Genomic DNA, 22483 nt, shown 5'->3' with positions numbered 1-22483 from the left:
GTTACATCACCTCCACTTCAAGACCGCGCTGGCGCAGGGTTTCGATCGCGCGGCTGTTCTGCTCCGGATTGCCGCTCAATTCGACGACCAGCTGGCCGTAAGGTGTATCTTTCATCCGCGAAATCGTACCCTGCAGGATGCTGAACATCGTGCCGGTCTCCTGCATGGTCTGGAACAGGATCGGCTGGTACGTCTTTTCGCCCAGGAACGTGATGCGCACAATCGTCTGGTCGCCGGCCGCCTTTTCGTGAGCCACCACTTCCCGCAGCTCGGCGGAATCGGCCACCTGCTCCACGAACTCCCGCGTCGTCGGATGCTGCGGTTTGAGGAACACGTCCAGCACCTTGCCTTCCTCGACGATGACACCTCCGTCGATAACGCCGACACGGTCGCAGATGGAGCGGATGACGTGCATCTCGTGCGTAATCAGGACGATGGTCAGGCCCAGCTTGCGATTGATGTCGAGCAGCAGGGCGAGGATCGAATTGGTCGTCTGCGGGTCGAGCGCGGACGTCGCCTCGTCACACAGCAATACTTTCGGATCGCTGGCCAACGCGCGGGCGATCCCGACACGCTGCTTCTGCCCGCCGGAGAGCTGGCTCGGATACTTGTCGCGGTGTGCTTCCAGGCCGACCAGTGTGAGCAGTTCGTTTACCTTTTTGTCAATCTCCGCCTTGGGCCGCTTGGCCAGCTTCAGCGGAAAGGCCACGTTCTCCGCCACCGTGGCCGAAGAGAGCAGATTGAAGTGCTGAAAGATCATGCCGATTTGGCGCCGCTGCTCCTGCAGCTTGCGGTCATCCAGTGTAGTCAGGTCGACGCCGTCTACGATTACGTGACCGGATGTCGGACGCTCCAGCATGTTGATGCAGCGAATCAGTGTACTTTTCCCGGCACCGGAATGTCCGATGATGCCGAAGATTTCTCCTTTTTCTATGGTCAGGTCAATCCCCATTAGTGCGGGGACCGTCTTGCCCTGTACCGTGTAGTTTTTGCGCAAGTTTTGCAAGCGAATCATCCGGTTCACCTCCCTATACGGAACAAACCCCTTTTTCAGCATGAAAAAGGGGTTTGCATCGATATCCGATCACATCCACCCTTCTCATCTCTCAAGATTCTCCGATCTTGTAGGAATTGGCACCGCGACACCCATCTGTGCGATGAGCCGGTTGCCGGGCTTCATTGGGCCTGTCCCTCCGCCTCTCTTGATAAGAAGAATTTCTCCGTATATGCTGTTTGTTTGTATTTTCGTTGATACAAATCGGATTATATTCCATTTAAAAAAACGATGTCAATGGAAAATTAAAGGAAAAGTGCAGGGCGATCTGCCCGCTTGAAGAGAGCCTCAGCTCTGCTTCCCGTCCGTTTCCCCCGCGGAATTGGCTTCCGGTTGGGCTTGCAGTTTTTCCTGAACAAAAGCCTGAACACGTTCCACATCAGGAATAAGGACAGCACCGGCGCGATTGGATTCGCTGAACATCCCCATTGGCGGAAGCTGATACTGACCGGGCTGTTCGGTGTTCAGCGTCAATCCGAGCGAGGCCAGCTTCAACATGTCCAGAGAGCTGATGTTGGTCTGCACGTACGGGGTAATTTCTTTCAAAATGGACGGCAGTTGGATCAGCGTGGTGCCGCTCTTCATCTGGTCGGCCAGCGCGGCCATCAGCTTCCGCTGCCGCTCCGTCCGCGTGTAGTCGGACGTCGCGTCGTGACGGAAGCGGACGTATTGCAGCGCCTTGGAGCCGTCAAGCCGCTGCAGCCCTTTTTTCAGATCAATATCGTACATGCCCTTGTCCGTAGGGTCGCGGTACCGCATGTTTTTCTCCACGTACAGCTCCACGCCGCCGACAGCGTCAATCAGATGCTTGAAGCCCTCGAAGTCGGTGATCACATACCGGTTCACCGGCAGCCCGGTAAACTGGCTCACGGTTTCCATCGCCAATTCCGGCCCGCCTTCGACAATTGCCGCATTGATTCGCGCATGTCCGTGGTCGGGAATCTCTACGTAGGTATCGCGCAAAATCGAAAACAAATCATATCGTTTCGCAACCGGATCAATGCTGAGCAGCATCATCGAATCGGAACGGGGCAGCGCGTTGCTGCGCATGCCGCGCCGGTCAACGCCCATCAACAGGATGTTGACGCGCTCCTTGCCGTCCCACGTGGGAATCTCCGCCGCCTTGGTCGCGCCGCCGGCGGGATGGTCGATTACGTTTGGCTGTTGAATGTCCTCGGCAAATTGATACAGCGAATATCCGTAGTACCCCCCTGCCGCAGCGACTGCCACGATCAGGAGGAGCAGCATTCGTTTCAAAAAGCGCATATGGAAAACGCCACCTTTGTCTCTTTCAGATAATATACTCCCCACTTTGTCTAGTATACTCGAATCCGGTCGAAGGCGGGCACCCTATATTTGGCTGGAATCTTGTTATGTAGGTGCGCATGTGACCTGGCGATGCTTGAATAAAAAATGACACCTCCCTGCTACACGCGGATGAGGTGTCATCACAAACATTGGGCTATGCTATTGTTAAACAGATTGACTGGGCCATCCTGTCACACAGGGACAGCCTCCAGCATTGAGACGGCTGCAGACGTCGGAATGATCCGCTGCAGTTCAAAGCCCGCTCTCCGGAAAAGCGTCCGGAACTCCGCCTCGGTCCGTTCCTTTCCCGTAGCCATGATCATCATTTCCAGATCAATCAACATGGACGGATGCGGTTGATTATTGGCCGGAACGACCATCTCGATCACCAGGAGCTTTCCGTCTTCCCGGATGGCCCGTCGGCAGTTGCGGAAAATGGCAACGGCTTCCTCGTCGTTCCAGTCGTGGATAATGTTCTTCATCATGTACAGATCGCCGCCTGCCGGAACCGATTCAAAAAAGCTGCCGCCGATACACGCGCACCGATCCGCAAGCCCGGCCTCGGCAATGTGCCGCCGGGTGCCCTCAATTACGGCGGGAACGTCATAGATCGCCCCTTTCAGCCCCGGATAAGCATTCAGGATGGCGGTCATTAATCGGCCGTGACCGCCTCCCACGTCGATCACCTTGTCATATGGGGAAAAGTCGTACGCCCGCACCAGCGCCGACGCCATCCGGTTGGACATGTCCGACATGGCCTGGTTGAACTGCTCACCCGCATCGGGATGACGCTCCAGGTACGCAAAAACGCCCATGCCGTGCACGTCCTGAAATGCCGATTTGCCCGTTTTCACCGTATACATGATGTTGCTCCACGCGTCCCGATGCCATTTTTCCCCCATCATGATCGCCATGCCGCGCAGGCTGTTCGCTCCTGACTGCAGATACGAACCGAGCGGCCCCAGTGCAAACCGCTGCTCACCTTCCTCCCGAAACAGCCCGATGCCGCACAGCGCCCTCAAAATGCGATGGAGCGACGGGGCATGCGTCTCGGTCGCCTCGGCAAGCTCGCCGACGTTCTTCGGCCCATCCGCCAGCAGATCAGCAATTCCCAGCTTGGCGGCAACATAGATGGCCTGCTGCACCCATCCCCCGGTGATCCATTCCATGACCCGATCGGCTAACGCCTGTTGTAACTGTGACTTCTTCTCGTTTTGCATCCTGTCTCCCCCGCTCTATGGATTTTGTCTCACTGCCAAGGGTATTCAGGCACGTACAATAAAATTCCAGTTCATTCAAATAATAACGCTCTTTTCCATTTTGGAAAAGAGCGTTTGTCTCCGCGGTTATCTCCACAGTTAAAACTTCAGCTCCGGCAGCTGGTACCACTCGCCGGACATCCATTCGCTTGCCTTCCAGCGCAGCACGTCGGGACGGACGAGCGAAATGATCTCCTGGAAAAAGGCGACCCGCTCGATGTCGGTCATTGGGACAAAGCGGTTTGCCGCCTCCACATCCGCCTCCAGTTCGCTCATCTTGCTGACCCCGAGGATCGCGGTGGACACGGGCAGACTCCAGGTGTAGCGCAGAGCCTGTTCCGTCCACGGCGCCAGTTGGCCCAGCGCCATCACCTTCATCCCGATGACAGCCACGCCTTTTTCCACCGCCAGCGGAACGAATTCGTGGGCAAAGCTGTAGATAAAGTGATCCAGCGCCGACAGGGCGACCAGTGCGCTGTCAAACGGGAAGCGGCGAATGGCTTCCGCCAGCAAACGGGGATCGGTATGGCCGCTGATGCTCAGCTTGCGCACCAGCCCCTGTTCCCGAGCCTCGACGAGTGCTTCCAGGGCGCCGCCCTTGGCAAAAATGGCTTCAAAGTCGTGCGGCTGCATGACGTTGTGCACCCGCCACTCGTCGACGTAATCGGTCTGGAGCCGCTTCAAGCTGGCTTCCAGATCGCGCCAGGCCAAATCACGCGTCCGACCGCCGGTTTTGGTGGCGATCCACACCTTGTCGCGCAGCCCTTTCAGTCCCTTGCCCAGCCGCGTCTCCGACTGGCCGTCGCTGTAACTGGGCGCCGTATCAAAGTAGTTGACGCCTAATTCCACGGCGCGGCGGACAATGGCAATCGCATTTTCCTCGCTGCAGCCGTGTTCATCCACAATGCGCTGGGCGCCAAAGCCCAGCAGGGAGACCTGATGAGGGTCTCGTCCAAATGAACGGGTAATCATGCTTGGTCATCCTTTCGCAACATGCGCCCGGGCGTTCCCCCGCGAACCGCATCCCACCGCAGCGGCTTGCAAGCAGCCTGGCGGCGGGTCCATGGGGGTGCCGGGCTGTGGCAATTCGTTTTTACAACCACGCAGAACAAGACGCCCGCAGCGGAGCGTCTTGCCTCATGTTCGATGTTAGTCGCAATATTTATCGTACGCGTCGGTCAACAGCTTGGAAATGGTCACCAGGTCGTTGTTTTCGATCTGATGGCGCTCGATCATCGTCACCAGTTTGCCGTCCTTCATCAGGGCAAACGACGGCGACGACGGCGGATAGCCTTCAAAGTACTCACGCGCCTTGGCGGTCGCCTCTTTGTCCTGACCGGCGAAGACGGTGTAGAGGTGATCCGGCTTTTTCGGATGGTTGAGCGAGTGAGCCACGGCCGGACGGGCCAGACCGGCCGCGCAGCCGCAGACGGAGTTGACCACAATCAGTGCGGTGCCTTTCAGGTTCGGCAGCGTTTTTTCCACTTCCTCCGCCGTGCGCAGTTCGGTAAAGCCGACGCGGGTCAGCTCGTCGCGCATCGGTTGAATCACTTGATTCATGTATGCCTCGTAGGACATCATGGGGCATTCTCTCCTTTTTTCCGGTACATTTGCTCGTTATCAATTATATCCCGTGAAAGCCCATTGGAGAATGGGTTCCGACACTTTCACCGGTTTGGCCGCGCCTACACTTCCATCAGGATGGTCAAAATCATCGGATTGCGGCCGGTTTTTTCATAAATGAACGGCTTGATCACTTCGTTGATCTGCGACTTCAGCTCGGACCATTCCTTGATCTTCTTGTCCAGCGCCTCCTGCAGCTTCTGGCGGACGAGCACGGTGGCCTCCTGGATCAGCGATTCCGATCCGCGCACGTAGACAAAGCCGCGGCTGACGATGTCCGGGCCGGTCAGGATCTTGAAGTTTTTCATGTCCAGGCTTACCACGACCACCATCAGGCCGTCTTCCGCCAGGTGCTTGCGGTCGCGCAGCACGATGTTGCCGACGTCGCCCACGCCGCTGCCGTCGATCAGGACAATTCCGGCGGGCACTTTGCTCAGCCATGCTTTTTCCCGCGTGCAGTTGAGCACATCGCCGTTGTCCATGATGAAGATGTTGCTCTCCTCGATGCCCACCTGCTGCGCCAGTCTGGCGTGCATTTTCAGCATGCGGTACTCGCCGTGGATCGGCACAAAGTAGCGGGGGCGGATAAAGTTAAGCATCAGCTTCAGTTCCTCGCTGCTGCCGTGGCCGGACGCGTGGATGTCAAATACGTGGCTCAGCACCACGTTGGCTCCCGCCCGGTACAGCTTGTCAATCGTCCGGCTGACGTTTACCGTGTTGCCCGGGATCGGCGAAGCGGAGATGATCACCGTGTCCTCCGGATAAATCTGCACCGAGCGGTGGGACCCGGAGGCGATGCGGGTCAGTGCTGCCATCGGCTCGCCCTGGCTGCCCGTGCAGATGATCAACACCTGGTTGTCCGCGTAGTTGTCGATGTGCTTGACGTCAATCAGCATGCCCTCCGGCATCTGGATGTAACCCAGTTCTTGTCCGATCTGAAACACTTTTTCCATGCTGCGGCCGATGACCGCCACTTTCCGGTCGCACTCCATGGCCGCGTCCACCACCTGCTGCAGGCGGTGCACGTTTGACGCGAATGTGGCCAGGATAATCCGACCGCGCGCCTTTTTCACCACGTCGAGAATGCCTTCGCCCACCGTGCGCTCCGACATGGTAAATCCGTACCGTTCGCTGTTGGTGCTGTCCGACAGCAGTGCCAGCACGTCGCCGCTGCTGCCGATCCGTGCGATTTTGCCGAACTCCGTAGTGGGGCCGACGGGCGTCAGGTCAAACTTGAAGTCGCCCGTGTGAATAACCATGCCCTCCGGCGTGTGGATAACGATACCGAACGAATCGGGAATGCTGTGGTTGGTGCGGAAAAAGGTGGCTTTCAGCTTTTTGAACGGAATCTCCGTGTCCTCCGAAATCGGGATCAGCTTTACCTCGTTCTGCATCCGGTGTTCTTCCAGCTTGGCCTTGACCAGGCCCAGGGTGAGGCGGCCGCCGTAAATCGGCACCTTGATCTGCTTCAACACATACGGAATGGCACCGATATGGTCCTCGTGTCCGTGCGTCAACAGCAGCGCCTTGATCTTATGCTGATTCTCGATCAGATAGGTGATGTCCGGGATGACCAGGTCAATGCCGAACATCTCGTTCTCGGGAAATTTGACCCCGCAGTCGATGATGATGATCTCGTCTTCGTACTCGACACAGTACATGTTTTTGCCGATTTCGCCGAGACCGCCCATCGCGAAAATCTTTACGTCGCTCAATACTCGTTCCTCCCAATAGATTTCGTGCATGTGTTATTGGAAACCCGACCAATGCATGCCACCTTTTATTGTATCACATCGGATCGCCTTCGTTTCATCCAGTCTTGCCATTTTCCCGCATTCTGCAACCGGATCATGAAAAGAATCCGGCAGCAAAAAAAGAGCCCTCATGAACCGCCATCTGCCGCAAGGGCGCAGGGTCTATCTATCATCTTTGGTGGTCCTGGCTGCAGCGAGTATGATGCCGGTAATCGGGCACACTACCGCTCAAGCGATATTTTCTGCGGACATTTACTACGGAGAGGCAGGTGCGCCCTGATGCGTGACCGATTGCACCGACGGGGCTGGATAGCTGCATGTGCGGCGGTGCTGCTGCTCCTCCACGCCCTGCCGGCCTCTGCGCAGCCTCCCTACGCCAAATGGGGGCGGCTCGCGATCGAACACACGATGAAAACGTACCCGCAAGCGGAAATTGTCGACTACCTGCATGTCGGGCGGACGAGCAAAACGCCTGCTACGTGGGAAGAAACGTTCAAGCTGCTGCTCCGGGAGGGCAGACGCATGTGGGCCGTTATCGTGCGGATCGAGTTTGACAAGCAGACGGAGAAGGTCATCGCCATCCGTTTGGAAGAGACCGGCTGAACAGCCAATGTGACGAAGAGACCCGTGATGTTTGAATGGAACCGTCCATGAAACAGATGAACCCGCCCCGGGACTGAACACGTCAGGTCCGGCTTGGGCGGGTTTTGTCGAATATTGATTTCCGGCAGAAGCACTCCCGAATGGCTGACTAATCAGCCAACAGCTCAATGTCTTTCAACATGCTGTCCATATCCATTTTGGACGCCATCCCGTACACGCGGCGCATGTTGCCGTCCTTGTCGACGAGGAACATGACGGCGGTGTGCGCAAACGAACCGTCTGGCTGTTTCAGCACGGCGATGCCAAAGTCCTTGGTCACTTTTTCCACGGTGGCTTGATCGCCGCGCAGGAAGTACCAGCCGCTCAGATCGGCACCAAACTTGTCGGCGTACTCCTTGAGCACGTCCGGCGTATCCCGCTCCGGGTCAAAGGTGATCGTCACAAACGCCACCTTGTCTTTGAACAGCCCTTTGGCCTTCAGCTGTTCCTGCATCTTGGCCATGTTAAACGTCGTGGCCGGGCAGATATCCGGACAGTGGGTAAAGATGAACTCCACCAGCCGAACCTTGCCGTTGGTTCCGGACAGGGTAAATGTGGACCCGTCGATGTTATCCAGCGCAAAGTCGTTTATCTGCTTCATGACGGGGATCTGACTTTTTTGCCAGTACTGGTAGCCGAATACACCGACGACGAGCATCCCCAGCACGGCGGCCAGCACGGCAAACCAGTAGCGCTGCCAGAACGACACTTTGCCTTCGCTCATATCACGTGCCTCCTCTTCCTGATCGCGCTGTTGCCAAATGGCGATCACGCGCGTTTATCTCTGCACCGATACGTTACGCTTCCGTTTCTCCCGGCCAAGCGAGCATACCGCCCACCATGTTGGCCGCATCGAAGCCCAATTCCTGCAAATACTGGGTGGCCATGTGACTGCGGGCGCCGCTTCGGCAGACCAGCACGACCGGTGTCTCCTTGTCCAGCTCATCGACGCGATGCGGCAAAAAGCCAAGCGGAATCAGTTTGGCTTGCTTGATGTGGCCCGCATTCCACTCCTCCAACTCGCGCACATCGATAACCTGCACCTTCTCTCCCGCAGCCAGCTTCTCCATCAGCTCCTGCGGCGTGATTTCCTTTACCCCTTGTTCCGCCATATGTACAAGCCTCCTGTATCTTCATAAATATGGATTCCATACCGTCACCCATCATACCATACCGGCGGCTGTTTTCGTATATGACCCTCCCTGCACGGACGTGTGTTCAATAATTCGTCAGAATCAGGAAAAATATAGAAGGAATTTTTTGGGCGGGCACCATCACACGAAACGCAATCACAACAAATCCCCTTGACTTACCCGGAAATTCTTATTGACCAAACCCGGCGGCCCCCCTATAATACCAAGTAAGCACAATTTGCAAAATCTTTCGATTTCATCAAGAGCGGCGGAGGGACAGGCCCAATGAAGCCCGGCAACCGGCAAGCATCCTGCTTGCATGGTGCCAATTCCTGCAGAATCCCGGATTCTGAGAGATGAAACGGCCGCTTGATTCGGAATGACCGAAGCCTTCTTTCTCTCCGGAAGAAGGCTTCGCTTTTTATCCATTCATTTTCATGCAGGAAAAAGGAGAGATGACCATGTCGGATCAACGTCAGTGGAAGCCGGAAACCATTGCGCTGCACGGTGGACAGTCGCCTGACCCGGTGACGGGCTCGCGCGCGGTGCCGATTTATCAGACGACCTCGTACGTGTTTCGCGATACGGAGCACGCCGCCAACCTGTTCGGGTTGAAAGAGGCGGGCAACATCTACACGCGTATCATGAACCCGACCCAGGACGTGTTTGAACAGCGGGTCGCCCTGCTGGAAGGCGGTGTCGGGGCGCTGGCCACTTCCTCCGGGCAGGCGGCGATTACCTTTGCCATCCTCAACATCGCCCAGGCCGGAGACGAAATCGTCGCCTCCACCAGCCTGTACGGCGGCACCTACAACCTGTTCTACCACACGCTGCCGCGGTTCGGCGTCACCGTTCACTTCGTGGACCAGTCCAATCCGGACAATTTCCGATCCAAAATCAACGAAAAGACAAAAGCGCTGTTCGTCGAAACGATCGGCAACCCGCGCATAGACGTAGCCGACATCGAGGCGATTGCCGCGGTCGCTCACGAATACGGAATTCCGCTGATCGTAGACAACACCTTTGCCACCCCGATCCTCTGCCGTCCGTTTGACCACGGGGCCGATATCGTCGTGCACTCCACCACCAAGTTCATTGGCGGACACGGCACGGCCATCGGCGGCATCATCGTTGACTCCGGCAAGTTCGACTGGAGCAGCGGCAAGTTTCCCGGCCTGACCACGCCCGACCCGAGCTACCACGGCATCGTCTACACGGAAGCGTTCGGCCCGCTGGCGTACATCGTCAAGGCCCGGGTTCAACTGCAGCGGGATATCGGGGCAGCTGTCGCGCCGTTCAACGCCTTTTTGTTCCTGCAGGGGCTGGAAACGCTGCATCTGCGCATGGAGCGGCACAGTGAAAACGCTCTGGCCGTCGCCCGTTATCTGCAGGCACATCCCGCCGTGGAGTGGGTCAGCTATCCGGGATTGGAGAGCGATCCGCACTACCGCCTGGCGCAAAAGTACCTGCCAAAAGGTGCCGGAGCCATCCTCACGTTTGGCGTGCGCGGCGGCGTCGCCGAAGGGAAAAAGCTGATCGAGTCGGTCAAGCTGTTCTCCCATCTGGCCAACGTCGGCGATTCCAAGTCGCTCATCATCCATCCGGCCAGCACCACCCACCAGCAGTTGACGGAAGCGGAACAGCTCGCTGCCGGCGTCACCCCGGGCCTGATTCGCCTTTCCATCGGGACGGAGGCGATCGACGACATCATCGCCGATCTGGAGCAGGCGCTGAAGCAGGCGCTGAAGCAGGCGGTACCCCAGCAGGTTGGCTAAGGTACGAGACAGGTCAACGCACGGGCGCCCGTCGCGCGCAAAGCGTCCAAGGATGGCGAGCGTCCGCGTTCGTTTGCATCAAACAGCGAAGGGAGTTCCCCTTCGCTGTTTTTCTATTGCAGGACGCCGGATTTTCCACATTCGGGCGCAAGATTACATCATGGTGATATCGGGATTCTCCTTCTCTCTATTGCCTTCGCCAGTCATACACGTCATTGTTTAAAAGATTTAACGAATGACCGTTAATAACAACAGTGTGATCGTCCTTCCATTCAATAGATGCTGTATCAACGCGATACTCCCAATAGATATTGCGTTTTTCCCCTGTACTTGTTACCAGTTCACCCCTGATCGCTGTAGAAACAGTAGCGCCGCCGTCAACAAGGTATAGTTTGATGACGTATTCATTTGAAGGCGAAGCCGATTCCTTGATGAATGTCCCTTCTGGAAGATTGGACATCGAGAAAAAGAAATGGTACACGACGATGCCAACAAGAGCAGCAATCAAAATCAAGACGACCAAAGCCACGAAAAGCACTTTCTTTATCCGCAAAGCACCAGCCCCTTTACCTATTATTTATTGAATTACGTTTTGTCGGGATTTTCGGCTCGCTCGTTTCCCTGCGATTTTATCAAACCCCAAAAATTTTATGAAGATTTGGCAAAATAAGGTGTCGCGCTGTATAATACCTTCCATACTGGAACTACCGGTGCCCTATTTTCCGATAAAGGAGACGTCCGCATGATCCATCGTCCTTTGGACACATTGCTGGAAAGCATCAACCGCGTCATTGTCGGCAAGGCGCCGCAAATCCGGCTGCTTGTGACGGCTCTATTGGCCCGCGGCCACGTGCTCCTGGAGGACCTGCCCGGCATGGGCAAGACCGTGTTGGCCAAAACGCTCGCCCAGGCGATCGGCGGTACCTACAACCGGGTGCAGTTTACCGCTGACCTGCTGCCTTCAGACGTGGTCGGGCTGCACGTGTTCAACCAGCGGACCGGCGAGTTCGAGCTGCGTCGGGGACCGGTATTCGCCGACGTGCTTCTGGCTGACGAGATCAACCGGGCCACGCCGCGAACGCAATCCGGCCTGTTGGAATGCATGGAAGAACGGCAGGTAACCATCGAAGGGGTGACACTCCCCCTGCCGCCGACGCTGTTGGTGATCGCCACGCAAAACCCGATCGAATCAGAGGGAACCTATCCGCTTCCGGAAGCGCAGCTGGACCGCTTCTTGTTCCGCCTGTCGCTTGGCTACGGCAGCAGGGAAGACGCCCGGGAGATCCTGCGGCGGTTCCGGACAGGCTCACCGCTGGAGCAGGTGAAGCCGGTGATCACCGTCGACGAGATCGCTGCCATGCAGCGGGACGTGACAGCGGTGCACGTCAGCCCCGCCGTGGAGGAGTACATCATCGATCTGACGGCAGCCACCCGTCACCACCGCTCCGTGGAAACGGGTCTCAGCCCCCGCGCCATGATCGCCCTGCTGCGCTCGGCGCAGGCGTCCGCTTACCTGGACGGGCGCACCTACGTCCTGCCTGACGATGTCAAAGCCGTGTTTCCCGCTTTGGCCGTCCACCGCATCCGCCTGTCAATGGAAGCGGAACTGCACGTGACGGAGCAGGAAGTGATCGACGACATCCTCAAAAGCGTGGCGGCTCCGGTCGAAGAAGGCGTGTGATCCACACATGAGCACGAGACAGGTGTATCACGTCTTGGGGTTTCTCTGCCTGCTGTTTGCCCTGTTTTCGGGCAGCCGCTTTCTCTGGCTGTTTGGCGGCTTCTACTTTTTCATGACGCTGGTTCACCGCTGGTGGCGGGCCAATCTGCCGCGCTGGGTTCGGCTGGAGTGGAATGCTGACCTGCGCCGGGTGATGCAGGGGATGCCCGTCACCATCCGTTTCACGCTGCACAACCGCTCCTGGCTGCCGCTGCCCGGCACGGTGATCTCTCTGTCCTTTCCCAAACACGTGACAGTCGAGGGAGCGGATGAGGTGACAGCAAACAGACAGCGCTGTACAGCTCGCTTCCGCTTGGACCTGCCGCTGAGGACAAGCGCGGAACGCACGTTTACGATCACCCCGCACAAGCGCGGCCTGGTGTGGCTGACGGAAGCCCAGGCGGACACGCTCTCTGTGTTTGGCGAGGAACAGGACCCGATTTCGCTCCCGCTGTCGTTTTCCCTCCTGGTCTATCCGCTGCCCTTGGCGCTGCCTCCGCTGTTGGCGGCGGCAATCGAGCCTGACGGCGGCAAGCTCACGCGCAGACGCCGGGAGGAGGATGTCACGTTTTTTCGCGGCGTGCGCGGTTATGTGCCGGGAGACCGGTTAAAGCACATCCACTGGAAAGCCAGCGCGAAAACCGGCGCGCTGCAGACGCGGCTGTTTGAGCCGACCGCCCGCCCCAGCTGGAAGGTGGTGGGACACATTCTGCCGTCCTACGAACCGCTGCTGCAGCGGAACAATGAACCGGCGAACGAGCGGGTCATCTCCGCTCTTGCCGCGCTCTCGGTTCTCTGCCGCCGCCAATCGCTGTCCTGCGACATGTTCCTGACCGTGAAACAGCGCGGCCGGGAGCAGTTCCACCTCCCTCCCGGCAGCGGCAAGGCGCACCACATCCAGGTCATGACCCAACTCGCCCGCCTGCATCAGTACCTGCCGACTTCGCTGGCGGCCGCATTGCGGCGGTTGGAACACGGCGTCACCCGTGACACGATCCTGATCGTCACCCCGCGTCTGGACGAGCCAGCAGTAGAAGCAGTCAAACGGCTGGTGCGGCGCGGTCACAACGTCATGGTGCTGGACGTGTCGCAGGAGCAGCCGGTCCTGCGCCGGCACGAGTCCGCCCGCGCCCAGGCGAGGAAGGAGGTCTTTTCATGACGTGGTCCATGTTGGGACGCAGGATGCTGGTGTTCTGGATGGAAGCGCTGCTGACGGCCTCCGTGCTGATGCTGTTCCAGTGGCTGCCGGCCCAGCCGGAAAGCATGATCGGCTTTGTCCTGTTCGCCGTGCTCCTGCTCTCTCTGGGAAGCTGGCTGCACCAGGGAGGAGGACGCCATCTCCTGCTCCACCTGCTGCTGTATCCGCTGGTGGCTTCCGTCGGCGGTCTGTGTTTTGCCGCGTTCGGCTCCTGGCTGCTCGCCCTGCTTTTGGCCGCCCTCTTTTACTCGCGCATCCATACAGCAGCATCAAATCCGTGTACGCCTGTCCACCTGCGCAACCACTTTGTGCTGGCGCTGATCATCTGCTTGTTCCAGCTGGTAGTGGCCGGTCTGTTCGGCGCTCTGACCGCCCCGCAGACGTATGACGTTCGGGCGTATTACGCAATCCTGGCCTTCGTGCTCGCCAGCTACCTCTTCACCTGCTGGGGAGAGCACCTGACCCGTGAACAGCCAGGCGGCAGTGCCGCGCCAATCTCCCTGGCGGCCGCCATAGGCGGTCAACTGCTGGCAACTCGGCTGCTGCTGGTGGCGGGATACATCCTCGCAGGCAGCGGCCTGCTCTGGCTCCTGGCATGGCTCTGGGGGCTGGTCAAAGGACCGCTGGGAGACGGTCTGTACCAGTTGACCAGTCCGCTCCTGCAGGGAACGGCTGCGCTGTTTGGCAAGCTGGCGGACGTCCTGAATGGAAACGGCCGCGTCAACGAGCCGTTCAACAACGAAATGGATGTCCCCGAACTGCCTCAGGAGGAGTTTGCTCCGACCGGTGACGAGACGCTGTTTTCGCAGGTGGCGCCTTACCTGATTGCATTCGGCTCGGCGCTGGCCCTCGCCAAGCTGGCACAGTACATCTGGGAACGGCGCTACCGGCACGTCGGCGGCACGGCTGTCTCCCCTGCTTCGGCTGATACCATCTTGCGTCCGGTCGACGAAGACGCATCAAGTGACGACGATCCCCTCTGGGAGCAGGATGCGTTGGTGCGCAGCCCGGCCGGTCCCATCGACGATCCGGTGCGGTACGCGTACTACCGGTTTCTTCAGCACATGGCCAAAGCGGGGCTGCGGATCGAACGGCACGAGACCAGCCACGAATACTTGCGGCGCATCCGCTCGCAGTGGGCCAACGCCGACGCAGTAGAACTGGCCGAACAGATCACCAGTTACTACGAACGGTACCGCTACCGCCAACTGCCTCTTTCGCCGGAAGAACGGAACCATCTGGAGCAGTGCGTGCGCAAGCTGCGGGACGCAACCAAGCGCAAATGCAAATGATGGATTGGCACAACCGCGCCCTTCCCCGGCGTGCTGCTTGTACCGTGAGCACCTCCGTCTTTTTTGTGGAAACGGCATATGATCAGACGGGCAGCATGGTGTTGAAATAGAGGAAAGCTGCCGTTCATTCGAGCGTTTTCCCGGAAAAACAGCGGGATTGAAACTCCCCGCTAGCGGCCGTCCGGCAAATCCGGCATTAAATACCCGTACAAGGAGGGATTCCATGGAAAGCCTGATGCATCTTGAGCAAGCGTTTACCCGACTGTTTCGCATGGACGAGTGGGAATCCGATCCCGGCTTCAGCCGTTTCATTCCCATGGTGTACGATCCGATCGGGTTTGACTGGCGGCGGTTTTTCGAGGCGGAGTTCGTCCGCCGCTTCAACGGCCTGATGCTCAAAGGACGCGAACAGGTACACACCGTCTTTTTGGCCGTCTTCCCGACCGAAGAGGTGCTGAAGCGCTTCCTGGACGAGTCAGCGCCGGGCGACCTGTTGTTCATGCACCACCCGCTGCTGATGGAATGCGGCGACCCGCGCGGCCGCTGGGGCAGGGGGTTCGTGCCGATCGGGCAGGACTTGCTGCTGGCGCTAAAGGAGAAAGAGCTCTCCGTCTTCACCTGTCACCTCCCGATGGACACCAGTTGGCCGCTCGGCACTGGCGGCGCCATCATGGAAGCGCTGCAGGCCGAACCGATCAAGCCGTTTTGTCCGGCAGGAAACGGACATGTCGGCATGATTTGCCGGGTAACGGCGACGGATACCCGCTCCTTAATCGATCGTTTAATCACCTTGTTTGACATTCCCTACGTCGATTTTGAGGGGAAGGAACGGGCGCGCATCGAACGGATCGCCATCCTCCCCGGCTGCGGTGACGTGGCCGCGATGATGCGAGAGGCGGAAGCCAGCGGAGCCGACGCGTACGTGACGGGAGAGATCCACTGCCACATCGACAACGAATACGGGCGCACCAATTACGCCGCAGTCATGGCGTACGCCGCCGAAACGTCCATGTCGCTGATTGGCGTTTCACACGCCGCCTCGGAATACCTCGTGATGAAAACCCAGGTGAAACCCTGGCTGGAAGAGCGCTTTTCCGTAAATGTGACGCTGCTCCCGCAGTCGCGGTGGTGGTGGTAGGCGATCACGATCATGTACCTTCCTGCCATACCGTTTCGCTTTCTGCACGGCATTTTGCCGTGCCAGCGTGTAGACAAAGTCCGCGGCGCATGGGAGAGCGGGCCCGCTCGCTCGCTTGACGCCCAGCACAGAAGCGAATGATGTCCGCTCCAAAACGAGACGCGGGCAGGGGACAAACATCTGGGTATTTCGAGGAAGTGAGACTTGTGTCCCCTGTTGATTCCCGCGTCTAGCGTTTTTCCGCTGAGTCGGTCGTCAAAGGAGCTCGCTTGGCCCATCCCTCCATGCGATGCCCATTGTCTTCCGCTTCGGTTGATGAATGGGCAGGCCTTTCGGCCTGGAAATCATTTTTTGTGGACGCTAACTCAATGAACCATTTGTCTTCAGTCTGGCACGGCATTTTGCCGTGCTTTTCTATTTTTCCTGAAACATTTTGGTTGTTTTTAGCCAAAACAAGCGAAAAAGGTTGGGTGTGCGCCTATTTTTCTGTAACCAACGCCAATCCCTTTGCGGTATATCTGTATGTTTTTCTTGCAGAATCAATCCCTGACTGTTCTTGAACGTGAAAGAATGGACGAGTATACAAGACACTCCATGCCTTTGTCAGCTTGTTTACATCTGCACTGACAATCCGATTGTCCCTCCATGTGTAAATCCGGGTATGAAACACATCAGGGCTCCCGTAGGATGTTACAATTTCCTCCACGCCATCCTCATCCAGATCTGCTATATCTGCAACAGGTTCAGATAAAACCAGAAAAATGGACGGCTTCTCTTCCTCGATGGTTATATAATAGCGGAACGGACAGTTTGCTCCGCATAACCCTTCCACTTTAATTACAGATTTATGGAACAGGGACGATGTCTGAATATCCAGCCTGTCAACATAATGTAATGCACCTACATCTCCAAATTCATACAAGTCATCTCCAATTTGAATGCCTCCAATCAAACGGAGTGGATCATCCTCATCAACCTTCAAGAACGAAAACAGTTTGACGGTATCAAGCTGTTCCTCCTTTACGATCTGCTTGATTTTCCCCCTATCCAGTAACGTCACCTGTTGTTCCACCTTTACTTCTTCAAATGAAAGGGGGATGGTCGTTTCTTGTTCTGCGTTTGTGGATGCGGCAGAGGTATCGTCTCCGTACGTCTGGGCAGGGGAACAACCTGCAGCTAACAGGCACATGAAGAGAAAAAGCAGCACCATGTGCTTCAATCTTGTCACCTCAGGTGTTTGGTCGACTTGAACAAAATGAATAAATTTCCAAAACATTATAAATCGGAGTGAGCCCCCTGTCAAAACAGCGCAAATCCTCTATGTACACCAAGAAAATGAAAAAAGACACGGGTTTCTGTCCCGTGCCCCATGAAGATTCGCTCACCCATGCGTCATCCTGACGTCTAACTGCCCCGCCCTGCCTGCCTCGTGCTGGATTTGAGGGCGGCTGCGCGTTCCAGGGGAAAACGCGTCTTTTCGGTTCGTTCGATTTGCGTAATTTGCGACTCGTGCACGACGATGTGCAGGGTACCGTACTCCAGACCTTCCAGTGCGCGCAGGATCATCTCGATGCGAAAATCGGCGAGCTCTTCGCGATTCCGGTTCGCCATGTGATTCACTCCTGTCCAGCCGTTTTTCCTTCCCGGTCCGTTCAACCGCTGCCTGTCACTCCAGCGATGCAGGGCACGGTTGATTTGCCGGAAGCGGGAGTGGTTTGAAGAAAGCATAATTCTTATTAATCTTATGTGTCAAGTCGGAATTAGGTGAACATAAAGGTTACAGCCGCTTTCCGATGGACGAACACGAGCGCTTGCAAAACAGGATGGGGACGTTTTTCGCCTTTGCCTGATGTTTTACGTGCCACGACAGATTGTGATTCACAAAGTCGGTAAACACGACGATCAGTTTGGTGTCGACAGGAATATGTACCTTGTATTGGGAGTGTTTTCGACCCGTTACGTGATAAATCTGCCGGTATCCCCTGCCGTGAAGCAGCTCGGTAATATTCCCCAAGCGGTCTCCTCCGATGACCAGCACTGCAGACATTGTTTTCCTCCCTTCTACTGATGCTAACCGGTATAAGCCCGGCTGAAAAAAAAGAGATTTCTCCCTTTGGGGAAAAACCTCTAGTGGTCTAGTCGGTTTTACCGCGGCCGTTAAATTCCGATTAAACATATCGGTTTTTGATAATTATACGGTGCCAACTTCTCGGTTGTCAACCGCTTCCATCTTATCACGGCCGCGAAACCGCGCTTGTCATCTGTCCATTACCATTTCCCGCCCGGCAGAACTGCCCGTTTAAAAAGCACGTTCGTACTGTTTGGGCGGAACAACCTCGCCGGAGACGGTACGGATCGCGTGCAGCGCCCAGTACGGGTCGCGCAGCATACCCCGGCCCACCGCCACCAGGTCGGCGTCGCCGTTGCCCAGTGTCGCCTCGGCCAAATGAGGATTGTCCAGATTGCCCACGGCGATCACCGGCACATCCAGCGCTTGCTTGATCGCCCGAGCCATCGGCACCTGATAACCGGGGTGGATGCCAGGCCGTCCCCCTGAACCGATCGGACCTTCGCCTCCGCTGGAGATGTGGAAGATGTCAACGCCCGCTTCCTTGTAGCGGCGGCACAATTCCGTGCTGTACTCCAGGCCGTAGCCGCCTTCCACGTATTCCACCGCAGAGATCCTCATGATCAGCGGCATATCCTCCGGCATTACGCTCTTGACTGCTTTGATCACCTCCACGCCAAACCGCGCGAGGTCCTTGCCGTATTGGTCGTCACGCTTGTTGGTGAGCGGCGAGTGGAACTGGTGAATCAAATAGCCGTGGGCGCCGTGGATTTCGATGGTGTCCATACCGGCTTCGACCGCCCGTCTGGCCGCTTCCCGGAACTTGACGACCATCGCCTGCACTTCTTCCGTGGTGAGAGCGCGGGGCGTCTTGTATTTTTCGCTGAAGGCGATCGCAGACGGCGCGACCGGCACCTCGGCATCCTCCGCCTTGCGACCGGCATGCGCGATCTGCACACCGATTTTCGCTCCGTACTCGTGCACCTTCGACACGATCCGAGCAAACGCCGGGATCTGTTCATCCGACCACAATCCCAGGTCGTAGTCGGAGATGCGGCCGTCCGGTTCGACGTCGGTCATCTCCATGATGATCAAGCCAGCTCCACCGACAGCACGCGAGACGTAGTGGACAAAGTGCCAGTCGTTTGGTTTCCCATCCTTGGCCTCAACCGAGTATTGACACATGGGCGGCATAACCACCCGGTTTTTCAATGCGAGCCCTTTCCATTGAAAAGGGGCAGACAAGAGAGCCATGACTACCACTCCTTCCTTTTTTTTCATCTTCGCAAAAGACCGCCTCATTTTGCAACGTCTGGCTGCACTTTGCTACACTTTGCCCCCCTGGACGCCAAACGAGCACCTTTTGCCCAACAACATCCCCAAAAAAGCAAGGAACTCTCCCTATACGGGAGAGTTCCAGTTTGCTGGTCGTCACGAGCGCGAGCGGACACTATCACCCATGCGCCACGGACCTTGTCTGCACGCTGAGCAAGACAGTCGTACAGTCTGTTTATTTTTCCTGAAGCGTTATATATTTGACCGGATTGGTATCAAAAACGACTTTTAGCAAATGGTCATTTCCTGCATACTCCAGAATGAATGTGTCATCACCCGAATCATTCAGCACCTCACGAGAAGGGGTTCCCAGCTTTTCCTTAATATCAAAAGGTTTGCCGGTAAGATTCACGATTTTGGGGTCAGCAAATATAACGATAACTTTGCTATTCTCGCTGAGCTCATCAATGGAATTGGCATAATCCTCAAATCCCAGACTAAAACCATCGTAATACATGGCAAACCCAAATTCATCATTTCCAGTACGAGCCGGTTTTCCCAACTTCTCGATTACTTCCTTTTTCGTTGCTCCGAGTCCAATTGACACACCATGTAATTGTCCATTTTTCGCCTTCTCTAACACGTCAGATGTAACAGGATTCGTTGAATGGCCCGCCACTGTTTCAGAATCCAGCTTCTTTACAGTGTCAGATTTTTCAGAATGAACGAGGCTGCCGTCTGCTGTTTCAGAACTTGTCGAACACCCGATTAACACCATTGAACAAAGAAGCCCCACACAAAAAAGCGTGCGATACATTCTACGCAATGACATCACCTTCTCCTCTCAATGAGATATATCCATCTGGTGGGATATTCCCAATTATATTAATGAAATGGATTATTTTTCAACATCTTTGCATGCCTGGGGGGAACCAATTTTCCAGGCATGGTACAGACTGCCATAAGCCAACTGACTATGTCACATTCGACTGTTTGGAAAGCCTCCAAGATGAACAAACTTTCAGCGCTTTATACTTCCTCGCGATCTGCCAACGTAGCTGATTTTTAAACGAGATACACCGATGTCCTTCACTGTTTGACATTCGGAGCTGAATGCTTTTTGATAAGCCTTCAGCAGTTCCAGAACAGTCCCAAAAGTACTGTGCCCCTCTACATACGAGCTGTTAGGTTTCTACCCAGCAGAGCGCTGATTCTCCTTTACACCGGCGCTTGCTTCAGTCACACATTTTTCATTTTATTCATAGATACCCTCTAAATTCCGGTAATAAATGAGATAACTATTGATCGGCTCTTTTAAAAACATATTTTCCTACCTAATTTTTTGCCATTTATCAATAAAATTTTCTTAAGTGCTTTAAAACTAGTAAATCACCTGATTTTGCGCAATGTTTAAATATCGAAAGGTGAAAGAATTGTCACTTGTGGGAAGGAGATAGTAATGACTACATTCGCAGCCCCTGTGTTTACGCTTATTGTTTAATGGTCCTTCTCTACCCATACACAATACTTTCGTCATGATTTTCATTTGTTCCCCTGGAGCCGGGTATCCCAACAGATACCCTGGGAATTCCTAATACCTATACACACTAACTGTTATCCCCTTCCGCAGTCAGGAAATATTTTGATTATTTGTAGTTGTACGCCATAGCTATTACTGAAACTACGAACTTCTAAGTCTAACTGCTTCACCCTCCCCTCAACTGCAGCATGATATTATATAAGAAAATTCTAGAAATTCCAAATTATAATTTTTGTAACAAAATGGTAGAATGAGGGTACAAATTATAATTTTTGGAAGAGGGGTTGACAAGAAGTGAAACGAGTTACATTAGGATTGTTTGCTGTTTTATTATCATTTGGTGCTTCTAATGCTGCATTCTCTAAGAGTGCGGATGTAGTCCCTATGTATGATCCAGATAATCCATATGCACCGCTGGGGTGGAGATGGCCAACTACTAGTTACACAATTACCGGAGAATACGGTGAAAACCGCTCCGATGGGAGACACAAGGGAATTGATATTGGAGTGAAACTTAAACCAGTTTATGCGGTTGCTGACGGTCAAGTTGTCGGGGTTGGAATATATACATCTCCTCGAGCTAAGTATGTAACAATCAAACATAATGATAAGGATCCAAATGGAAATAACCTCATTACGCGATATCTTCATCTAAACGACTACTATGTTGGCAAATATGATTATGTAAGTAGGGGAGAAGAAATTGCTGAATCAGGTAATACAGGGGCACCAGGAGAGGAGGATGGAAGAGGTTATCACTTGCACTTTGATGTAAACAATGGGAATGATACAACCCCAGATTACTCAGATACAATAAATCCAAAATATTTCTGGCCAAATCAATTTAGATCATTAATGGCCGATGAAAGCGAACATAGCGATCACATCGAAATTGATTTTAAGTATGATAACCCTGAATATTTTATTGATCAAATTTTGATAGACTACGTTGGGGAAGATAAGTTTAACCAGTGGATGGACGAGAATAATCCAGAAGATAGGACATTGACTAACTTTAAGAAGCACTTTAATGTAACGGACAAAGATATTGAAAAACTAAACAAAGAAGCAAAAGAGAAAGCAGAGAAGAAGAACAAAATGAAAAAATCGAATAACAAGTGATATATAATCCAAGCAGCGTACTATCTGGCTCAGCGTGTAGACTAAGTACCCAAAGTACAAGATCTACACGCTTTTCTGTAAAAATTACGATTTTATTCGATTTTTCAATTTAGTGAAGAGATAGAGGCTGCGTTGGCCCGGTGCCAACAACTGTCTGTGGAGAAACGAGGAGAAAAGAGCTTCGCGCTGCTACGGGCCGCTTCTTTTACTGCGCATATATGCGCAAATGTGTCAAAACTCCCTCTCTGCGCTTGCAGAAGAGGGAGTTTTTAGGCGGTCTGAGGAACCCTCCCCATCCGGAGAGTCCCATGTGCGTTTTCTATTCGTGCACCATTTCGAGGATTTTGCCCAGTTCCTCCATGGCCGCCTGTTCCTGTTCGCCGCTTACTTCCAGCGTGATTTCGTCGCCTTTGGCCAAGCCCAGGGTCATCACGCCCATAATGCTTTTGCCGTTCACTTTTTTCGTGCCTTTGATGAGGTTGATCTCGCAGTTAAACGACGTCGCCTTTTGCACAAACAGCGAAGCGGGACGTGCGTGCATCCCTGTCGGGTTTTGAATGACGAATGTTTTGGTCAGCATGT

The 22483-nt window shown here is 55.1% G+C and carries 22 protein-coding genes and 2 riboswitches; of the genes, 7 read left to right on the top strand and 15 right to left on the bottom strand.

Annotated features, from left to right (window positions below; all coding sequences use genetic code 11):
* Position 1: 1 nt before the first annotated feature.
* The 6 genes from IRT44_RS07275 to rnjA form a co-directional block, all read right to left on the bottom strand.
* Positions 2–1015, bottom strand: coding sequence for a methionine ABC transporter ATP-binding protein (locus IRT44_RS07275; RefSeq protein WP_212133617.1), 1014 nt, complete (start codon positions 1013–1015; stop codon positions 2–4).
* A gap of 81 nt (positions 1016–1096) precedes the next feature.
* Positions 1097–1212: riboswitch (SAM riboswitch) on the bottom strand.
* A gap of 130 nt (positions 1213–1342) precedes the next feature.
* Positions 1343–2320 carry an LCP family protein gene (locus IRT44_RS07270; RefSeq protein ID WP_171566146.1) on the bottom strand — a complete coding sequence of 326 codons (978 nt, stop codon included), beginning with the start codon at positions 2318–2320 and terminating at the stop codon, positions 1343–1345.
* A 233-nt stretch (positions 2321–2553) separates the two neighbouring features.
* Positions 2554–3582, bottom strand: a complete 1029-nt coding sequence (locus IRT44_RS07265; RefSeq protein WP_212133618.1) for a methyltransferase — start codon at positions 3580–3582, stop codon at positions 2554–2556.
* Positions 3583–3720: 138 nt separating this feature from the next.
* Positions 3721–4593: an aldo/keto reductase gene (locus tag IRT44_RS07260; RefSeq protein ID WP_171566144.1), complete on the bottom strand. Its 873-nt coding sequence runs from the start codon at positions 4591–4593 to the stop codon at positions 3721–3723.
* Positions 4594–4770: 177 nt separating this feature from the next.
* Positions 4771–5202, bottom strand: a complete 432-nt coding sequence (locus IRT44_RS07255) for a BrxA/BrxB family bacilliredoxin (protein ID WP_171566143.1) — start codon at positions 5200–5202, stop codon at positions 4771–4773.
* 104 nt (positions 5203–5306) lie between these two features.
* Positions 5307–6989 carry a ribonuclease J1 gene (gene rnjA / locus IRT44_RS07250; RefSeq protein ID WP_171566141.1) on the bottom strand — a complete coding sequence of 561 codons (1683 nt, stop codon included), beginning with the start codon at positions 6987–6989 and terminating at the stop codon, positions 5307–5309.
* A 288-nt stretch (positions 6990–7277) separates the two neighbouring features.
* On the opposite strand from rnjA, the gene IRT44_RS07245 reads away from it, so the two are divergent.
* A complete protein-coding gene (locus IRT44_RS07245) occupies positions 7278–7601 on the top strand; it encodes a DUF3889 domain-containing protein (protein ID WP_171566140.1) in 324 nt (107 codons plus the stop codon).
* 148 nt (positions 7602–7749) lie between these two features.
* Here the strand turns inward: IRT44_RS07245 and IRT44_RS07240 are convergent, their stop codons facing one another.
* Positions 7750–8364 carry an SCO family protein gene (locus IRT44_RS07240; RefSeq protein ID WP_171566139.1) on the bottom strand — a complete coding sequence of 205 codons (615 nt, stop codon included), beginning with the start codon at positions 8362–8364 and terminating at the stop codon, positions 7750–7752.
* A gap of 73 nt (positions 8365–8437) precedes the next feature.
* Entirely contained in the window at positions 8438–8752 is a 315-nt protein-coding gene (locus IRT44_RS07235) for a rhodanese-like domain-containing protein (RefSeq protein WP_171566138.1), read from the bottom strand.
* 274 nt (positions 8753–9026) lie between these two features.
* Positions 9027–9136: riboswitch (SAM riboswitch) on the top strand.
* 98 nt (positions 9137–9234) lie between these two features.
* On the opposite strand from IRT44_RS07235, the gene IRT44_RS07230 reads away from it, so the two are divergent.
* Positions 9235–10548 carry a homocysteine synthase gene (locus tag IRT44_RS07230; protein WP_230077677.1) on the top strand — a complete coding sequence of 438 codons (1314 nt, stop codon included), beginning with the start codon at positions 9235–9237 and terminating at the stop codon, positions 10546–10548.
* A 187-nt stretch (positions 10549–10735) separates the two neighbouring features.
* On the opposite strand, the gene IRT44_RS07225 is transcribed toward IRT44_RS07230, so the two are convergent.
* Positions 10736–11077 (bottom strand): DUF5412 domain-containing protein, encoded by a 342-nt coding sequence (locus IRT44_RS07225; RefSeq protein WP_230077676.1) that lies wholly within the window; start codon positions 11075–11077, stop codon positions 10736–10738.
* Positions 11078–11290: 213 nt separating this feature from the next.
* On the opposite strand from IRT44_RS07225, the gene IRT44_RS07220 reads away from it, so the two are divergent.
* The 4 genes from IRT44_RS07220 to IRT44_RS07205 all read left to right on the top strand — a co-directional run bounded on the left by IRT44_RS07220 (position 11291) and on the right by IRT44_RS07205 (position 15896).
* Entirely contained in the window at positions 11291–12229 is a 939-nt protein-coding gene (locus tag IRT44_RS07220) for an AAA family ATPase (RefSeq protein ID WP_212133619.1), read from the top strand.
* A gap of 7 nt (positions 12230–12236) precedes the next feature.
* The gene (locus IRT44_RS07215; protein WP_212133620.1) at positions 12237–13427 is read left to right on the top strand and encodes a DUF58 domain-containing protein; all 1191 of its coding nucleotides are present in this window, start codon (positions 12237–12239) and stop codon (positions 13425–13427) included.
* On the top strand, positions 13424–14758 hold the full coding sequence (locus IRT44_RS07210; protein WP_212133621.1) for a DUF4129 domain-containing protein: 1335 nt from the start codon (positions 13424–13426) through the stop codon (positions 14756–14758). The genes IRT44_RS07215 and IRT44_RS07210 overlap by 4 nt, the downstream gene beginning before the upstream one ends.
* A gap of 223 nt (positions 14759–14981) precedes the next feature.
* Positions 14982–15896, top strand: a complete 915-nt coding sequence (locus IRT44_RS07205; RefSeq protein ID WP_212133622.1) for a Nif3-like dinuclear metal center hexameric protein — start codon at positions 14982–14984, stop codon at positions 15894–15896.
* Between the two features lie 478 nt (positions 15897–16374).
* Here the strand turns inward: IRT44_RS07205 and IRT44_RS07200 are convergent, their stop codons facing one another.
* The 5 genes from IRT44_RS07200 to IRT44_RS07180 form a co-directional block, all read right to left on the bottom strand.
* Entirely contained in the window at positions 16375–17115 is a 741-nt protein-coding gene (locus IRT44_RS07200) for a hypothetical protein (protein WP_171566134.1), read from the bottom strand.
* 185 nt (positions 17116–17300) lie between these two features.
* Positions 17301–17507 carry a YezD family protein gene (locus IRT44_RS07195; protein WP_171566133.1) on the bottom strand — a complete coding sequence of 69 codons (207 nt, stop codon included), beginning with the start codon at positions 17505–17507 and terminating at the stop codon, positions 17301–17303.
* 166 nt (positions 17508–17673) lie between these two features.
* Complete coding sequence (locus tag IRT44_RS07190; RefSeq protein ID WP_171566132.1) at positions 17674–17943, bottom strand: DUF2325 domain-containing protein; 270 nt, start codon at positions 17941–17943, stop codon at positions 17674–17676.
* 252 nt (positions 17944–18195) lie between these two features.
* Positions 18196–19218: an NADH:flavin oxidoreductase/NADH oxidase gene (locus tag IRT44_RS07185; RefSeq protein WP_230077867.1), complete on the bottom strand. Its 1023-nt coding sequence runs from the start codon at positions 19216–19218 to the stop codon at positions 18196–18198.
* A 256-nt stretch (positions 19219–19474) separates the two neighbouring features.
* Positions 19475–20071 (bottom strand): DUF4309 domain-containing protein, encoded by a 597-nt coding sequence (locus IRT44_RS07180; RefSeq protein WP_212133631.1) that lies wholly within the window; start codon positions 20069–20071, stop codon positions 19475–19477.
* 1002 nt (positions 20072–21073) lie between these two features.
* On the opposite strand from IRT44_RS07180, the gene IRT44_RS07175 reads away from it, so the two are divergent.
* Positions 21074–21901, top strand: coding sequence for a M23 family metallopeptidase (locus tag IRT44_RS07175; protein WP_230077675.1), 828 nt, complete (start codon positions 21074–21076; stop codon positions 21899–21901).
* A 319-nt stretch (positions 21902–22220) separates the two neighbouring features.
* Here the strand turns inward: IRT44_RS07175 and IRT44_RS07170 are convergent, their stop codons facing one another.
* Positions 22221–22481: an HPr family phosphocarrier protein gene (locus tag IRT44_RS07170; RefSeq protein ID WP_230077674.1), complete on the bottom strand. Its 261-nt coding sequence runs from the start codon at positions 22479–22481 to the stop codon at positions 22221–22223.
* Positions 22482–22483 lie beyond the last annotated feature (2 nt).

This window comes from Brevibacillus sedimenti (assembly GCF_020923495.1).
Taxonomy (GTDB): Bacteria; Bacillota; Bacilli; order Brevibacillales; family Brevibacillaceae; genus Brevibacillus; species Brevibacillus aydinogluensis.
This window is presented reverse-complemented; position numbering and strand designations above follow the sequence as displayed.

Excerpts from the sequence above, each read along its gene's own strand:
- IRT44_RS07220 (WP_212133619.1), top strand. The coding sequence starts at position 11,291 with ATGATCCATCGTCCTTTGGACACATTGCTGGAAAGCATCAACCGCGTC.
- IRT44_RS07210 (WP_212133621.1), top strand. The coding sequence starts at position 13,424 with ATGACGTGGTCCATGTTGGGACGCAGGATGCTGGTGTTCTGGATGGAA.
- IRT44_RS07230 (WP_230077677.1), top strand. The coding sequence starts at position 9,235 with ATGTCGGATCAACGTCAGTGGAAGCCGGAAACCATTGCGCTGCACGGT.
- IRT44_RS07205 (WP_212133622.1), top strand. The coding sequence starts at position 14,982 with ATGGAAAGCCTGATGCATCTTGAGCAAGCGTTTACCCGACTGTTTCGC.
- IRT44_RS07255 (WP_171566143.1), bottom strand. The coding sequence starts at position 5,202 with ATGATGTCCTACGAGGCATACATGAATCAAGTGATTCAACCGATGCGC.
- IRT44_RS07275 (WP_212133617.1), bottom strand. The coding sequence starts at position 1,015 with ATGATTCGCTTGCAAAACTTGCGCAAAAACTACACGGTACAGGGCAAG.
- IRT44_RS07245 (WP_171566140.1), top strand. The coding sequence starts at position 7,278 with ATGCGTGACCGATTGCACCGACGGGGCTGGATAGCTGCATGTGCGGCG.
- IRT44_RS07215 (WP_212133620.1), top strand. The coding sequence starts at position 12,237 with ATGAGCACGAGACAGGTGTATCACGTCTTGGGGTTTCTCTGCCTGCTG.
- IRT44_RS07240 (WP_171566139.1), bottom strand. The coding sequence starts at position 8,364 with ATGAGCGAAGGCAAAGTGTCGTTCTGGCAGCGCTACTGGTTTGCCGTG.
- rnjA (WP_171566141.1), bottom strand. The coding sequence starts at position 6,989 with ATGCACGAAATCTATTGGGAGGAACGAGTATTGAGCGACGTAAAGATT.
- IRT44_RS07170 (WP_230077674.1), bottom strand. The coding sequence starts at position 22,481 with ATGCTGACCAAAACATTCGTCATTCAAAACCCGACAGGGATGCACGCA.
- IRT44_RS07190 (WP_171566132.1), bottom strand. The coding sequence starts at position 17,943 with ATGTCTGCAGTGCTGGTCATCGGAGGAGACCGCTTGGGGAATATTACC.
- IRT44_RS07270 (WP_171566146.1), bottom strand. The coding sequence starts at position 2,320 with ATGCGCTTTTTGAAACGAATGCTGCTCCTCCTGATCGTGGCAGTCGCT.
- IRT44_RS07180 (WP_212133631.1), bottom strand. The coding sequence starts at position 20,071 with ATGTCATTGCGTAGAATGTATCGCACGCTTTTTTGTGTGGGGCTTCTT.
- IRT44_RS07260 (WP_171566144.1), bottom strand. The coding sequence starts at position 4,593 with ATGATTACCCGTTCATTTGGACGAGACCCTCATCAGGTCTCCCTGCTG.
- IRT44_RS07185 (WP_230077867.1), bottom strand. The coding sequence starts at position 19,218 with ATGGCTCTCTTGTCTGCCCCTTTTCAATGGAAAGGGCTCGCATTGAAA.
- IRT44_RS07235 (WP_171566138.1), bottom strand. The coding sequence starts at position 8,752 with ATGGCGGAACAAGGGGTAAAGGAAATCACGCCGCAGGAGCTGATGGAG.
- IRT44_RS07265 (WP_212133618.1), bottom strand. The coding sequence starts at position 3,582 with ATGCAAAACGAGAAGAAGTCACAGTTACAACAGGCGTTAGCCGATCGG.
- IRT44_RS07195 (WP_171566133.1), bottom strand. The coding sequence starts at position 17,507 with ATGGCGAACCGGAATCGCGAAGAGCTCGCCGATTTTCGCATCGAGATG.